The 14,355-nt window shown below is 33.9% G+C and carries 15 protein-coding genes; 14 read left to right on the forward strand and 1 reads right to left on the reverse strand.

Annotation, left to right across the window (positions count from 1 at the left end; genetic code table 11):
* The first annotated feature begins 4 nt into the window (after positions 1-4).
* From CBF36_RS02620 to CBF36_RS02660, 9 genes are all read left to right on the forward strand, one after another.
* Positions 5-817, forward strand: coding sequence for an ABC transporter permease (locus CBF36_RS02620; RefSeq protein ID WP_125956366.1), 813 nt, complete (start codon positions 5-7; stop codon positions 815-817).
* Entirely contained in the window at positions 814-1,647 is an 834-nt protein-coding gene (locus tag CBF36_RS02625) for an ABC transporter permease (RefSeq protein WP_125956368.1), read from the forward strand. The genes CBF36_RS02620 and CBF36_RS02625 overlap by 4 nt, the downstream gene beginning before the upstream one ends.
* 1 nt (position 1,648) lies before the next feature.
* Positions 1,649-2,719, forward strand: a complete 1,071-nt coding sequence (locus CBF36_RS02630) for an ABC transporter substrate-binding protein (protein WP_125956369.1) — start codon at positions 1,649-1,651, stop codon at positions 2,717-2,719.
* A gap of 127 nt (positions 2,720-2,846) precedes the next feature.
* A complete protein-coding gene (ispE, locus tag CBF36_RS02635; protein ID WP_125956371.1) occupies positions 2,847-3,704 on the forward strand; it encodes a 4-(cytidine 5'-diphospho)-2-C-methyl-D-erythritol kinase in 858 nt (285 codons plus the stop codon).
* Positions 3,705-3,835: 131 nt separating this feature from the next.
* The gene (locus tag CBF36_RS02640) at positions 3,836-4,516 is read left to right on the forward strand and encodes a metal ABC transporter ATP-binding protein (RefSeq protein WP_125956373.1); all 681 of its coding nucleotides are present in this window, start codon (positions 3,836-3,838) and stop codon (positions 4,514-4,516) included.
* A complete protein-coding gene (locus CBF36_RS02645; RefSeq protein ID WP_125956374.1) occupies positions 4,489-5,313 on the forward strand; it encodes a metal ABC transporter permease in 825 nt (274 codons plus the stop codon). Before CBF36_RS02640 ends, CBF36_RS02645 begins: the two co-directional genes overlap by 28 nt.
* Positions 5,314-5,427: 114 nt before the next feature.
* Positions 5,428-6,261, forward strand: a complete 834-nt coding sequence (purR, locus tag CBF36_RS02650) for a pur operon repressor (RefSeq protein ID WP_125956376.1) — start codon at positions 5,428-5,430, stop codon at positions 6,259-6,261.
* 42 nt (positions 6,262-6,303) lie between these two features.
* On the forward strand, positions 6,304-7,716 hold the full coding sequence (glmU, locus tag CBF36_RS02655) for a bifunctional UDP-N-acetylglucosamine diphosphorylase/glucosamine-1-phosphate N-acetyltransferase GlmU (protein ID WP_416340688.1): 1,413 nt from the start codon (positions 6,304-6,306) through the stop codon (positions 7,714-7,716).
* A gap of 91 nt (positions 7,717-7,807) precedes the next feature.
* Positions 7,808-8,779: a ribose-phosphate diphosphokinase gene (locus tag CBF36_RS02660; protein ID WP_125956379.1), complete on the forward strand. Its 972-nt coding sequence runs from the start codon at positions 7,808-7,810 to the stop codon at positions 8,777-8,779.
* A gap of 30 nt (positions 8,780-8,809) precedes the next feature.
* Here the strand turns inward: CBF36_RS02660 and mscL are convergent, their stop codons facing one another.
* Positions 8,810-9,268: a large conductance mechanosensitive channel protein MscL gene (mscL, locus tag CBF36_RS02665; RefSeq protein WP_125956381.1), complete on the reverse strand. Its 459-nt coding sequence runs from the start codon at positions 9,266-9,268 to the stop codon at positions 8,810-8,812.
* A gap of 267 nt (positions 9,269-9,535) precedes the next feature.
* On the opposite strand from mscL, the gene yfmF reads away from it, so the two are divergent.
* Genes yfmF through pgsA form a run of 5 tightly spaced genes read left to right on the forward strand, consistent with a single transcriptional unit; the run spans position 9,536 to position 14,355 of the window.
* Entirely contained in the window at positions 9,536-10,798 is a 1,263-nt protein-coding gene (gene yfmF / locus CBF36_RS02670; protein ID WP_125956383.1) for an EF-P 5-aminopentanol modification-associated protein YfmF, read from the forward strand.
* 24 nt (positions 10,799-10,822) lie between these two features.
* The gene (gene yfmH / locus CBF36_RS02675) at positions 10,823-12,094 is read left to right on the forward strand and encodes an EF-P 5-aminopentanol modification-associated protein YfmH (RefSeq protein WP_243637961.1); all 1,272 of its coding nucleotides are present in this window, start codon (positions 10,823-10,825) and stop codon (positions 12,092-12,094) included.
* Positions 12,095-12,101: 7 nt separating this feature from the next.
* Entirely contained in the window at positions 12,102-12,827 is a 726-nt protein-coding gene (ymfI, locus tag CBF36_RS02680) for an elongation factor P 5-aminopentanone reductase (RefSeq protein ID WP_125956386.1), read from the forward strand.
* 29 nt (positions 12,828-12,856) lie between these two features.
* Positions 12,857-13,756, forward strand: a complete 900-nt coding sequence (locus tag CBF36_RS02685; RefSeq protein ID WP_125956388.1) for a helix-turn-helix domain-containing protein — start codon at positions 12,857-12,859, stop codon at positions 13,754-13,756.
* A 20-nt stretch (positions 13,757-13,776) separates the two neighbouring features.
* On the forward strand, positions 13,777-14,355 hold the full coding sequence (pgsA, locus tag CBF36_RS02690; protein WP_125956389.1) for a CDP-diacylglycerol--glycerol-3-phosphate 3-phosphatidyltransferase: 579 nt from the start codon (positions 13,777-13,779) through the stop codon (positions 14,353-14,355).

Raw genomic sequence — 14,355 nt, forward strand, 5'->3', positions numbered from 1 at the left:
ACAAGTGACACAATCAAAACGTTTTTACACGATTCCATATTTTTTATGGATAGCTCTATTTGTTATCGCACCGGTAATTTTAATTATTTACCAATCATTTTTTGATATTAATGGGCAATTTACATTGAGTAATTATCAACAATATTTAACGAGTGGAACATACCTAAGTATGACCTTTAATTCATTATTCTACGCTTTACTTATTACCTTATTTACGTTAGTCATTAGCTATCCAACGGCCTATTTTTTAACTAAATTAAAGCACAAACAACTTTGGCTAATGTTAATCATCTTACCGACATGGATTAACTTGTTGTTAAAAGCTTATGCATTTATTGGTATTTTTAGTATTCATGGTGGAATCAATAATTTTCTAGATACAATCGGAATAGGAACACAACAGTTACTTTTTACAAATTTTAGCTTTTTAACTGTTGCGACCTATATTGAAATTCCATTTATGATTTTGCCTATTTTTAATGCCTTAGAAGAAATTAATCCCTCTCTTGTGTTTGCCAGCCGTGATTTAGGAGCGAGTAATTTTGAAACATTTAGACGAGTTATTTTACCACTGTCTTTAAACGGGGTAAAAAGTGGGGTTCAAGCAGTCTTTATCCCATCACTCAGCTTGTTCATGTTAACGCGATTAATCGGTGGTAACCGTGTCATCACGTTAGGGACAGCTATTGAACAGCATTTCCTTGTAACACAAAACTGGGGAATGGGATCAACCATTGGTGTTGTTCTGATTATTGCCATGTTTGTCATTATGATGTTAACAGGTGAGAAGAAAAAGAAAGGAGCGAAGAAAAAATGAGCCAACGTAAATTTAATTGGAGTCATCTCTATTTGATTTTAGTTTTCATTATTCTCTATGCCCCAATCTTTTATCTGATTTATTATTCATTCAATGCTGGTGGATCGATGACGTCTTTCACAGGATTTACTTTAGAGCATTACCAAGCTGTATTTGAAGATACAAGATTGATAGGGATTGTGGTTGATACCTTTCTACTCGCTTTTCTCTCTGCATTAATAGCCACGATTATTGGGACATTTGGGGCAATGGGAATTCATTACACTAAACAACGTGGCATGAGAAATACGTTACTTAGTTTAAATAATATTTTGATGGTTTCTCCTGATGTTATTATTGGGGCTAGCTTTTTAATTTTATTTACTTTCTTAGGAACATGGTTTGGATTTCAATTAGGGTTCATGTCTGTACTGTTATCTCATATTGCTTTTAGTATCCCGATTGTTGTCTTAATGGTTTTACCAAAAATGCAAGAAATGAATCCATCACTCATTGATGCTGCGAGAGATTTAGGAGCCAACAACTGGCAAGTATTAAAGCAGATTATCTTACCTTACTTGACTCCTGGTATCATTGCTGGCTATTTTATGGCGTTTACCTATTCACTAGATGATTTTGCTGTGACGTTTTTCGTAACGGGTAATGGATTTAGTACTTTATCTGTTGAAATCTATTCACGTGCTAGACAAGGAATTAGTTTAGAAATCAATGCTTTGAGTGCTCTTTTATTCTTATTTTCTATTTTATTAGTAACTGGTTATTACTTTATCAGTAAAGACAATAAACCAAAATATAAAAAGAAAAAAGCACAAAAGATAGGAGGAAAATAATATGAAGAAACTTAATGCTCTTTTTTCAGGTATTCTTCTTATCATTGTCCTTTTAGCTGTTACTTCTTTTAATCTTGCAAAAACCAGTGGTGCTTCTGGAAGCCGCGTTTTGACGATTTATAATTGGGGAGACTATATAGATCCTTCATTAATCAAACAGTTTGAAAAAGAATACAACTACAAAGTGATTTATGAAACCTTTGATTCGAACGAAAGCATGATGACAAAAATCAAACAAGGTGGAACAGCCTATGATTTGACCATCCCTAGTGAATACATGATTCAAAAAATGGTCAAACAAGATATGCTCATTCCTCTTGATCATTCAAAAATCAAAGGATTAGAAAATATTGATAGTCGATTTTTAAATATTCCGTTTGATCCTAAAAATAAATTTTCTATCCCCTATTTTTGGGGAACACTGGGAATTATATACAATGATGAATTCGTTAAAGAAGGTCAGATTAAACATTGGGATGATTTATGGAATCCCTCATTAAAAAACAATGTGATGTTAATTGATGGTGCTAGAGAAGTCATTGGACTGGCACTTAACAGTGATGGTCATTCATTAAATAGCAAAAACGATAAACAATTAGAAAATGCTTCAAAAAAATTAGATGGACTTACTCCTAATGTGAAAGCCATTGTTGCTGATGAAATCAAGATGTATATGATTAATGGTGAAAGTGCTGCAGCTGTGACGTTTTCTGGCGAAGCTGCTAGTATGCTAGAAGAAAACGACCACTTACATTATGTCATTCCTGAAGAAGGCTCTAATCTTTGGTTTGATAATTTCGTCATTCCAAAAACGGCTAAAAATATTGATGGAGCGTATGATTTTATTAACTTCATGTTGAAACCTGAAATTGCTGCTCAAAATGCTGAATATATTGGTTATTCTACACCTAATAAAAAAGCATTAGAAATTTTACCAAAAGAAATTACAAGTGATCCGCAGTTTTACCCGAGCGACAAAATCATTGAACATTTAGAAGTGTATGATGATTTAGGTCAAACTTATTTAGAGCTTTACAATGATTTATTTTTAAAATTTAAAATGTATCGTTAAAGATAGGAAATTATCCTATCTTTTTTTATCGTAAAATCTACAAATCAATCGTCTAAAATGTTTTATATTCGCTCTTTTTTCATGTATAATCAAGCAAACGGCAATTTTTAAGAAGTGGAGGTAGTCAATGGAAATCATCGAAAAAGCCCCAGCAAAAATAAATTTGGGACTTGATGTCCTTTATAAACGCGATGATGGGTATCATGAACTTGAAATGATTATGGCGAGCGTCGATTTATCTGATCGTTTAATTTTTACGCCAACTAACACAAATGATATCATCATTAAAACAGATAATGGCTTCCTACCAGTAGACCGTAAAAATAATATCTATCAGGCGATTGATGTCATGAAAAAAACATATGGGTTTACTCAAGGTGTTGAAGTAAATTTAAAGAAAAACTTACCAGTAGCTGCTGGACTTGGTGGTGGTAGTAGTGATGCTGCTGCTGCATTTAGAGGTGTTAATCGCTTATTTGATATAGGTGCCTCTCTTGAGGAAATGGCTAAATTATCTGTTCCTATAGGGACAGATATTCCCTATTGTCTTTATGGACAAACAGCTCTTGTTACTGGTGTAGGAGATTGTGTGAAACCTTTGTCTCATCCTATGCCACAATGCTGGGTTGTTTTAGTCAAACCTAAAATCAGCGTATCTACTCCTCGTGTGTTTTCAAAGATACAAGTAGATTCTCTATCGCATCCTGATATTCATGCAATTTATCAAGCAATTGAAAATCAAGACTATCAAGAGATGATTCAACACTTAGGTAATTCACTAGAATCATACACAATGGACGTTTTTCCTATTGTCAAATACGTCAAAGAAAAAATGTTAGAATTTGGTGCAGATACAGCTGTCATGAGCGGTAGTGGTCCTACTGTTTTAGCTCTTTGTAAAAAACGCTCACGGGCTATCCATGTTGCAAATGCCCTAAAAGGCTTTTGCGATGAAGTATATTTAGTCAGAACGTTAAACAGGTAAAAAGTAAGAGTTTACTTTACTTTTTATCTGTTTTATCTTATGTCTCAATCGACTATTCTTGCTTTATTTTTGTACTCATGCTATGATTCTTTTTGTTCAAAACGTAATGCTTACGATTAAAGGAGGTTACCATGAATTATATTGATGTCCAGCATCTCACTTTCTATTATGACGATGAACCCGTCCTAGAAGACGTTTCTTATACTGTTAGTCCGGGAGAATTTGTTATTTTAACTGGTGAAAACGGTGCGGCAAAATCAACTCTTATTCGAAATACATTAGGCTTATTAAAACCTGATAAAGGAGACATCTATATCTCTCCGACTAATATAAATGGAGATAAATTAACAATTGGCTATATTCCTCAACAAATTGCTTCTTTCAATGCTGGATTTCCTAGCACTGTCTTAGAATTTGTTCAATCAGGTCGTTTTCAACGTGGAAAGTGGTTTAAACGATTAGATACGATTGACCATCAACATGTTGAAAAAGCACTGAACTCTGTCGGTATGTGGGATATGAGAAAAAAACGGATTGGTGATTTATCTGGTGGGCAAAAACAACGCGTCTGTTTAGCACGCGTATTTGCAACTGATCCTGATTTGTTTGTCTTAGACGAACCAACAACAGGTATGGATGAGTCATCTCGTAATGATTTTTATAAACTACTTCAACATAGTGTCAAAGAGCATAATAAAGCGATTTTAATGGTGACACATGATCATGAAGAAATCAAAGAATATATGGATCGACATATCCACCTTGTTAGAAAGGAGGAAACTGAATGGAGATGTTTTCATATGAGTTCATGAGGCGAGCATTAATCGCTGCTTCCATGATGGCAGTCATTGCTCCTTCTCTAGGTGTTTTTTTGGTACTGCGTAGACAATCTCTCTTAGCAGATACACTATCCCACGTATCATTAGCTGGGATTGCTTTAGGATTTTTTATTAATGTTAATCCAACTGTTACTACGTTAATTGTAGTGATTGCTTCAGCTTTTGTTTTGGAATACATCAAAAATTTATATAAATCTTATTCAGAAGTATCAACAGCTATTTTAATGTCTGGTGGATTAGCTGTTGCTTTAGTTTTAATGAATTTAACTAAAGGAAAAAATTCCATGAATATCCAACAATACCTGTTTGGTTCAATTGTGACAATTAATTGGCAACAAGTCAAAATCCTTGCTATTTTACTTGTTATCATTGTCATTTTATTTTTTGCTTTAAGAAAGCCAATGTATGTGTTAACGTTTGATGAAGATACTGCTCATGTAGATGGTCTACCTATTCATCTACTTTCCATGTTGTTTAACGTAATCACTGGTGTGGCTATTACAGTTATGATTCCTATTGCAGGTGCATTACTTGTATCGGCTATCATGATTTTACCTGCAACAATCTCTATGAAGATAGGAAAAACATTCTCAACTGTTATATTAAGTAGTATTGTAGTTGGTTTTATTGGTATGACATCAGGACTGATTACTTCATACCAATTAGATACACCACCTGGTGCAACCATTACATTAATTTTTATTGTACTGTTTATTTTAATCAATTTACTAACTAATGTTCGTAAAAAAAACAGACAGATTTCTAAATAATCTGTTCGTTTTTACGAACATTTTTTATTTATTTTTAAAAATACTTTGCTTTTTTGAAATTTCATACTATAATAGTTTATATTACTTAAATTTAACTTTAAAAGGAGTATATAAATGAAAATAAAACGAAGTGAACGATTGATTGATATGACTGCTTATATCTTAAATCATCCCCATACATTGACTCCTCTGACTTATTTTGTTAAAAAATACGAATCAGCAAAATCTTCAATCAGTGAGGATTTAACTATTATTAAAAAAACGTTTAAAGAGCGTGGGTTTGGTGTTCTTGAAACCGTTGCTGGAGCAGCTGGTGGCGTTATTTTTACGCCTTCTATTCCTTTTAGTGAATCAAAAACTATGATTGATTCTTTATGTGAACGCTTATCTGAACAAGACCGCTTACTTCCTGGTGGTTACGTTTACTTGTCAGATTTGTTAGGAGAACCTCAACTGCTAAAACAAATTGGGCAAATTATTTCAACACAATATGCTAATAAAAACATTGATGCTGTTATGACAGTTGCGACAAAAGGTGTGCCTATCGCTCAAGCAGTCTCTTACTACTTAAATGTTCCATTTGTCATTGTTCGACGCGATTCAAAAATCACAGAAGGGTCAACAGTAAGTGTAAATTATGTATCTGGATCATCTGAGAGAATTGAAAAAATGGAGTTGTCTAAACGTAGTTTAAAACGTGGCTCTCGAGTATTAGTTGTGGATGATTTCATGAAAGGTGGCGGAACGGTTAATGGTATGAAAGCCTTAATCGAAGAATTTGAAGCAGAATTAGTCGGGATTACTGTTTTTGCAGAATCAACATTCAGTGGTCGCCGTATGGTAGAAGATTATACCTCACTTATTTGTGTAAAAGAAGTCGATACAAAAACTAAAAACATCACTGTTGTACCAGGAAATTACTTTTCAGTCATGGAAGAAGATAACTAGATAAAATTAAGGGCTTGAATATCAAGCTCTTTTTTTGTTAGAATGAAGTGTTTAAAACTACACTTAAGGAGTGTCAATAACGTGAAAAATAGATATGCTATTATTTTAGCGGCAGGAAAAGGCTCTCGTATGAAGTCCTCACTATATAAAGTGTTACACCCTGTTGCCGGAAAGCCAATGGTCGAACATGTTTTAGAGCAAATCGAACCATTAAATACGACAGATATTGTAACTGTTGTAGGCTATGGCGCTGAAAAAGTGCAAGAACAATTAGGCGACCGCTCAAAATACGCTTTACAAACTGAGCAATTAGGAACAGGCCATGCTGTTTTAGCAACAGCTGATTTATTAAAAGATAAAGAAGGAACAACTCTAGTAATTTGTGGTGATACTCCCCTACTCACAAAAGAAACATTAACCAAATTAGTCAATCATCATGAACAATTAAACGCCAAAGCAACCATTCTCTCTGCAGTGGCAGAAGATGCAACAGGATACGGTCGGATCATTCGAAATGATGAAAATTTAGTCGAAAAAATCGTTGAACAAAAAGACGCTTCAGAAGCAGAACTTGCTGTAAAAGAATTTAATACAGGAACTTACTGCTTTGACAACCAATTTTTATTTGATGCTTTAACAAAGGTTGGAAACAACAATGCCCAAGGGGAATACTACTTACCCGATGTGATTAGTATTTTAAAACAACAAGGTGAAGTCGTAACAGCCTATACTATGGACTCAGAAGAAGAATCCATGGGAGTGAATGATCGTGTTGCATTAGCTAAAGCAAATCAATTAATGAAACAACGAATCAATGAACATCATATGAGACAAGGCGTGTCATTTATTGATCCGGATAATACATATATTGAGTCAGATGTGGTTATTGGTTCGGATACTGTTGTTGAACCTGGTGTTATGATTAAAGGTAACACAACCATTGGTGAAAATTGTCTCATTCGCTCAAATTCAACCATCATTGATAGTGTGATTGGTCATCATGTAGAAATTAAATCGTCTACTCTTCAACAAGCCACTGTTGGTGATTATTCTGATGTAGGACCTTATGCTCATCTACGTCCTAATGCTGTTTTAAATGAGCACGTTCATATTGGAAATTTTGTTGAAGTGAAAAATGCGTCTATCGACAATGGGTCAAAAGTTGGTCATCTATCTTATGTTGGAGATGCGACTTTAGGAAAAGATATTAATACGGGATGTGGAACTGTTTTTGCTAATTACGATGGAAAAAACAAACATCATATTACAGTAGGAGATCATGTTTTCATCGGCAGTGGAACCATTCTTGTTGCTCCGTTAACATTAGAAGACAATAGCATGACCGCTGCTGGTTCAACTATTACTAAAGACATTAACGAATATGATTTAGGAATCGCTCGTGCTAGACAGGAAAATCTAGACGGTTATGCTAAAAAATTACCATATAATAAATAAATTCCAAACAAACACTTGATTTATTAGTAGAAAATGACTACTATTTGTATGTAAGTGTATACTCAGTTAAAACAAGAAAGTGGAGGTTCTCATGTCTAATCATTACTTTGATCCAAAGTTAAAAATCTTTTCGTTAAATTCAAACAAACCTTTAGCACAAAAAATTGCGGATGCAGTTGGTGTGGAACTTGGTAAGTCTGAAGTAAGAAAGTTTAGTGATGGTGAAATTCAAATCAATATCGAACAAAGTATCCGTGGAAGTCACGTTTACTTAATTCAATCAACAAGTAACCCTGTAAATGACCATTTGATGGAATTACTTATTATGATTGATGCTCTAAAACGTGCTAGTGCACAAACTATTAATATCGTTATGCCATATTATGGCTATGCAAGACAAGATAGAAAAGCACGCTCTCGTGAGCCAATTACATCTAAACTCGTTGCTGATATGCTTGAAACAGCTGGAGCAACTCGTTTACTAACACTAGACTTACATGCTGCTCAAATTCAAGGATTTTTCGATATTCCTGTGGATCATTTAATGGCTGCTCCATTACTTGCAAACTATTTCATCGATCATGGTTACGAAGGTGATGATGTAGTGGTTGTATCACCTGACCATGGTGGTGTAACTCGCGCACGTAAATTAGCAGAAAACTTAAAATCACCAATCGCAATTATCGACAAACGTCGTCCAAAAGCAAACGTTGCTGAAGTAATGAATATCATTGGTGAAGTTAAAGGGAAAAAATGTGTTATTATCGATGACATGATTGATACAGCTGGTACGATTACCCTAGCTGCAGAAGCTCTTAAAGAAAAAGGTGCAACAGAAGTCGTTGCATGTTGTACTCACCCTGTTCTATCAGGCCCAGCAATTGATCGCATTAACAACTCTGCGATTGAAAAATTAATCATCACAGACTCTATCCTTTTACCAGAAGAGAAAAAATCTGATAAAATCGAAACAGTAAGTGTTGGCGAATTAATGGGAGATGCAATCAAACGCATCCATGAGAACAAACCAGTTAGTCCATTATTTGAAAAAAAACGTAAATAAAAAACCATGAGGAGTTAAACTCCTCATGGTTTATTTTTTGTCTTCAGTTACTTCTTTTTCTTTTGTATCAGCTGCTTGATTAGCTAACAATTGACGAATGTCTTTTAACACATCTTCTGTTGTTTCGGCTGTTTCTTCTTCTTTTTGTTCAGCCTCTTCTTCTGGTTTACTCATTAATGTTTCTGCTTTATTAACAGACTTAACAATAATAAATAAAACAAACGCTGTAATTAAAAATGTGATAATAGCTGAAATCAGTTTACCATAGTCAAACGTTACGCCATTGACGATAAATGTCAAACCTTTCGTAGCATCTTCTACTGTTTCTGCTCCTGGGAATAGAAAACTAATTATCACACCAATAATCGGCGTGATCATCCCATCAACTAATGCATTGACAACACTTGTAAATGCACCCCCAATAATAATACCAACAGCCATATCTATCACACTACCACGTGCGATAAATTCCTTAAATTCTTTTACCATTTATACCCCTCCAATCATTTCCATATTATAGCAAACTTTTTTCAAAAAATCATTTATAATAAATTGACATGTAACACTGTTGTAATATATGATAATATATTGTAATCATGTATATTTATTGTGAGCATTACAATTTTGTTAAGTTTTAATCAAAAACATGAAATTCAATGTTTTTTCCTATCTTACCTTGCTTATTTTTGGTAATCTAGAGAGTGTATCGTCATTTTAGAAAGACATCATGTGACGATAATTAAAGGAGTTTTTTTTATGACAATTAAATTAAATAACCAAGTGAATTTACATATTATTCCTACAAATAAATACAAAACTGTTCGTATTGTCGTTCGTTTCGCTACACCTCTTGATGCGATAACAAGTAGTAAACGTTCTTTACTTGCCAGTTTAATGGAAACAAATAGTTTAAACTTTCCTGATCAAGTAGCACTTAGTAAAAAATTAGCTGAATTATACGGTGCAGGGTTTTATGTTAGTGTGAATCGTACAGGTAATCAACATTATTTAAGCATCGGTTTAAATGTGATAAATGATAACATCGCACCAAATGGCGTGTCTATTTTAGAAGATTCTGTCGAATTTTTAAAGGAAATTATTTTTAACCCAAATATTAAAAATAATGCCTTTGATACTGAAACCTTTGCTCGTGAAAAAGAAAACTTAATAGTTGATATTGAATCAATTTTTGACGATAAGCAAACTTATGCTGCCATGTCTTTACAAAATCTTTTCTTTTCTGATAATAAAAATCAAAAAACACCAAGTTTTGGAGATATTGAACAAATCAAACAAGAAACACCTGAGTCTATTGCTGAATATTATACCGACATGATTGCTCATGACAAAATTGATATTCTAGTAAGTGGCGATGTTGAAGAGGGCTATGTCGAACGTTGTTTTAAAGATTTTGGATTTATTGATAGAGATGAAATCAAAACTGACTTATTTTATAAGCAACCTTTTAAAAATATTATCCAACAAAAAAGTGAAGTGTTACCAGTTGTTCAATCAAAATTAAATATCGGATACCACTGTGATATTTATTATCATGATGACATGTATTTTCCTTTAATGGTTTTTAACGGACTATTTGGAGGATTTCCACATTCCAAATTATTCTTAAATGTTCGTGAAAAACATAGTTTAGCTTATTATGCTAGTAGTTCAATTGACCCTTTCCGTGGATTTATTAGTGTCCAAACTGGGATTGATAGTTCAAATCGTGAACGTGTTTTACGTTTGGTTAATGAGCAATTAAAAGACATGACTGCTGGTGAGTTTTCAGATGAATTACTTGAGCAAACAAAAAAAATGTTAATCAATCAATACTTACTATCATCTGATAATCAACGTGCTGTTGTCGAACAACACTATCTGTTCTCAAATGTTCCTTACGCAGATTTGTCTCAAGAGGAATGGATGAAGAAAATGAACGCTGTCACAAAAGAAGATGTACAAGATGTAGCAACAGGAATCAATCTACAAGCAGTTTATTTCATGGAAGGAGGAAAATAACATGAAAAAAACTATTATCCTTCAATTAACGAAACACTTTATACCGAAGTCCTACCTAATGGTTTAGAAGTCATGTTACTACCAAAAGAAGACTTCCATAAAACATATGGATTATTTACAACAAATTATGGTTCAATCGATAGTGAGTTTGTTCCTATTGGGCAGAAAGACTTAGTAACTGTTCCCGATGGCATTGCTCATTTTTTGGAGCATAAGTTATTTGAAAAAGAAGACGAAGATGTTTTCCAAAAGTTTGGACGACAAGGAGCTGCGTCAAATGCTTTTACAAGTTTTACTCGCACAAGCTACCTATTCTCAAGTACTGATAATGTGATGCAAAATGTCGAAACATTAATCGATTTTGTTCAAAGTCCTTACTTTACAGAAGAATCTGTTCAAAAGGAAAAAGGGATTATTGGTCAAGAAATTCAAATGTATCAAGATGAACCAAATTGGCGATTATTTTTTGGCATTTTAAATAATATGTATCCGAAACATCCCTTACATATCGATATCGCAGGGACAATCGAAAGTATTGAACCAATCACTGCTGAAGATTTGTATTTATGTTACAACACCTTCTATCACCCAAGTAACATGAACCTCTTTATTGTTGGTAAAATGAATCCTGAAGAAATGATGGCTTTTATTAAAGAGAATCAAGCTGCAAAAGAATTTCCAAAAGCGACTGACATTAAACGTCATTTTCCTAAAGAAACCGTTGAAGATATTATTAAAGAAGATAGCATTACATTATCTGTCAATCGACCTAAGGCTGTTGTTGGCTTAAAAGGACTTGACACACCACCTGATGATGGTTTCGAACGATTGAAATACCAGACAACCATTCAATTATTATTACAATTATTGTTTGGCATGAGTTCTAAAAATTATCTAGCTATGTATAATAGTGGTTTAATTGATGATAGCTTCTCTTTCGAATTTTCGTTCGATCGTAGCTTCCATTTTGCAGATTTTAGCTCAGATACAGATGAGCCAGAACGATTTGCCAATCAAATTATCAATTACTTATTAAAATCTGAGGATAGTCCTGAATTAACAAAACAAAACTTAGATTTAGCTAAGAAAAAAATGATTGGAAAACATTTAAAATCTTTAGATTCACTTGAATATATTGCCAACCAATTTAGTGGTATGAAATATGGTGAGACTACGTTATTTGATTTAGTTACTGTCATTAACAGTATTGAATTAAGTGATATTAAAGCAGTCCAACAATCATTTATCAGACCAGAAGCACTAAGTCGTTTCTTCATTTATCCCGAAGAAAGGTAGCAAAATAATGAAATATGTTTTAGTAACTGGTGCAAGTGGTGACATTGGTGAAGCATGTGTAAAACAGTTAGCAAAGAAAGGTTATTCAGTCTATTGCCATTATTTTCGCAATGAACAAAAAATGAAGTCGTTACTATCTGACTTGATCTTGCAATACCCAAAACAGGATTTCTTTGCTCTTCAAGCTGACTTAAGCTCTCCAAATTCTGTGGAAGAACTAATCCAAAATATGTTTCAACTTCATGCTATTGTTTTTGCTCATGGAGATACGGTATACAAATTACTTTCTGACACAACACCTGATGAGATGACATATTTATGGCTTACTCATGTTTACAATCCCATCAGGTTATGTCAATTATGCCAACCAAAATTAACGCAACACTCCCATAGTCAAATTGTTTTTATCAGTTCAGTCTATGGTCTGATTGGCAGTTCAATGGAAGTTATGTATAGTACAGTTAAAGGGGCTCAAATTGCTTTTGTTAAATCCTACGCAAAAGAAGTTGCCTCCATGAATTTAACTGTAAATGCTGTCGCTCCTGGAGCAGTAGATACCCACATGAATGCTTTATGGTCTAAAGAAGAAAAAGAAACACTACGCTCAGACATACCACTTAATCGACTAGCTCATCCAAAAGAAGTTGCCTCACTTGTCTCCTATTTACTTAGTAGTGACGCATCTTACATGACAGGCACAACGATTCCACTAACAGGTGGCTGGTCTATTTAATAAAATGAGAAAGAAAGGTGTAAGCTCCCGTGGATACAATCGGTGAACAATTAAAAAAAGCCCGACTAGAAAAAGGGCTAACAATAGAAGATTTACAAAAAATCACAAAAATTCAGCGTCGCTACCTATCTGCTATTGAAGCTAATGACTTTGATGCAATGCCTAGTGATTACTATACGAGAACATTTATTAGACAATATGCTGAAGCTGTTGGCCTAAACGCTCGTCCCCTAATTCGCCGATTTGAAGGAAAGCCTGATGATACACAAGAGGAACTACCTCAAACTAAGCCTATAAGGGGTTCTCGTAAAGAAAAACACCGTAAAAAAAAGAAAAAACAACCCACTTTTAAAGATTACCTACCCGTAACACTGCTTTCTTTAGTTGTTATTGCGATTATCGGAACCATTATTTATGCTATGCGATTAGATATTGCTAGTGGGCCTTTAGTACCAAAACCTGAAAAAGCAGTTGTTATTGGGAATGATTCCAAAGAAAGTACGACAGAAAGTAGTTCGCAACCTGATTCTACTGAAAGTAGTGAAAAAACAAAAGATTCTTCTAAAAAGAAGACAACTGATAATAAGTTTAAAATCACGTCAGATTCAATTGATTTAGTGACTTATTCTGGAAGTAATGTGTCCACTCCTATAAAATTGGATTTCACTGCTTTAGAAGGACCTGTTTGGATCGGCTTACAGCAAAGTGGAACAAATGCCATTTATTATCAATATACTTTACAACCCGGTGAAGAAATTAGTTCCATTGTACCTGAAGACGCAACAGGAATTGATATTATTGTTGGTGCTTCTAATAATCTATCTGTTAAAGTCAACGATCAAGAATTAGCTTTTAACAAAGCTAATCCAACAACTGGTAAAAAAATCATTACCATTGATTTTGCTACCACCACTAAAGAAAATGAATAAAAAGGAAGGTTGTTTTATAAATGAATTTACCAAATAAGTTGACAGTTATCAGAATATGTATGATTCCATTATTTATGATTGTCGCTTTGGCTCCACTAAATTGGGGGACAATTGATGTATTAGGAAGCCCACTACTTATTTCCCAACTAGTTGCTGCCATTATCTTTGCTGTAGCAAGTATTACAGATTGGTTAGATGGAAAAATTGCTAGAAAACATAATCTAGTAACAAATTTTGGAAAGTTTGCTGATCCTCTAGCAGATAAAATGTTAGTCATGACTGCTTTTATCATATTAGTTGGTCAAGGTCTTGCACCATCTTGGGTGGTTGCTATCATTGTTTGTCGTGAACTAGCTGTTACTGGCTTACGTTTATTATTAGTAGAAGATGGTGAAGTGATGGCTGCTGCATGGCCTGGTAAAATAAAAACTGCCACTCAAATGGTTGCTATCATCTTATTATTGTTAGGCAATGTGCCATTTAATGCCATTAATCTACCACTTGATCAAATTTTCTTATATGTCTGCTTAGCTGCTACCATTTACTCTGGTATTGACTATTTTGTAAAAAATAAACACGTTTTTAAAGGTTCTATGTAA

The organism is Vagococcus bubulae (assembly GCF_003950315.1).
Taxonomy (GTDB): domain Bacteria; phylum Bacillota; class Bacilli; order Lactobacillales; family Vagococcaceae; genus Vagococcus; species Vagococcus bubulae.

Excerpts from the sequence above, each read along its gene's own strand:
- CBF36_RS02640 (WP_125956373.1), top strand. The coding sequence starts at position 3,836 with ATGAATTATATTGATGTCCAGCATCTCACTTTCTATTATGACGATGAA.
- ispE (WP_125956371.1), top strand. The coding sequence starts at position 2,847 with ATGGAAATCATCGAAAAAGCCCCAGCAAAAATAAATTTGGGACTTGAT.
- ymfI (WP_125956386.1), top strand. The coding sequence starts at position 12,102 with ATGAAATATGTTTTAGTAACTGGTGCAAGTGGTGACATTGGTGAAGCA.
- CBF36_RS02630 (WP_125956369.1), top strand. The coding sequence starts at position 1,649 with ATGAAGAAACTTAATGCTCTTTTTTCAGGTATTCTTCTTATCATTGTC.
- CBF36_RS02625 (WP_125956368.1), top strand. The coding sequence starts at position 814 with ATGAGCCAACGTAAATTTAATTGGAGTCATCTCTATTTGATTTTAGTT.
- pgsA (WP_125956389.1), top strand. The coding sequence starts at position 13,777 with ATGAATTTACCAAATAAGTTGACAGTTATCAGAATATGTATGATTCCA.
- CBF36_RS02645 (WP_125956374.1), top strand. The coding sequence starts at position 4,489 with ATGGAGATGTTTTCATATGAGTTCATGAGGCGAGCATTAATCGCTGCT.
- mscL (WP_125956381.1), bottom strand. The coding sequence starts at position 9,268 with ATGGTAAAAGAATTTAAGGAATTTATCGCACGTGGTAGTGTGATAGAT.
- CBF36_RS02660 (WP_125956379.1), top strand. The coding sequence starts at position 7,808 with ATGTCTAATCATTACTTTGATCCAAAGTTAAAAATCTTTTCGTTAAAT.
- purR (WP_125956376.1), top strand. The coding sequence starts at position 5,428 with ATGAAAATAAAACGAAGTGAACGATTGATTGATATGACTGCTTATATC.
- glmU (WP_416340688.1), top strand. The coding sequence starts at position 6,304 with ATGAAGTGTTTAAAACTACACTTAAGGAGTGTCAATAACGTGAAAAAT.
- yfmF (WP_125956383.1), top strand. The coding sequence starts at position 9,536 with ATGACAATTAAATTAAATAACCAAGTGAATTTACATATTATTCCTACA.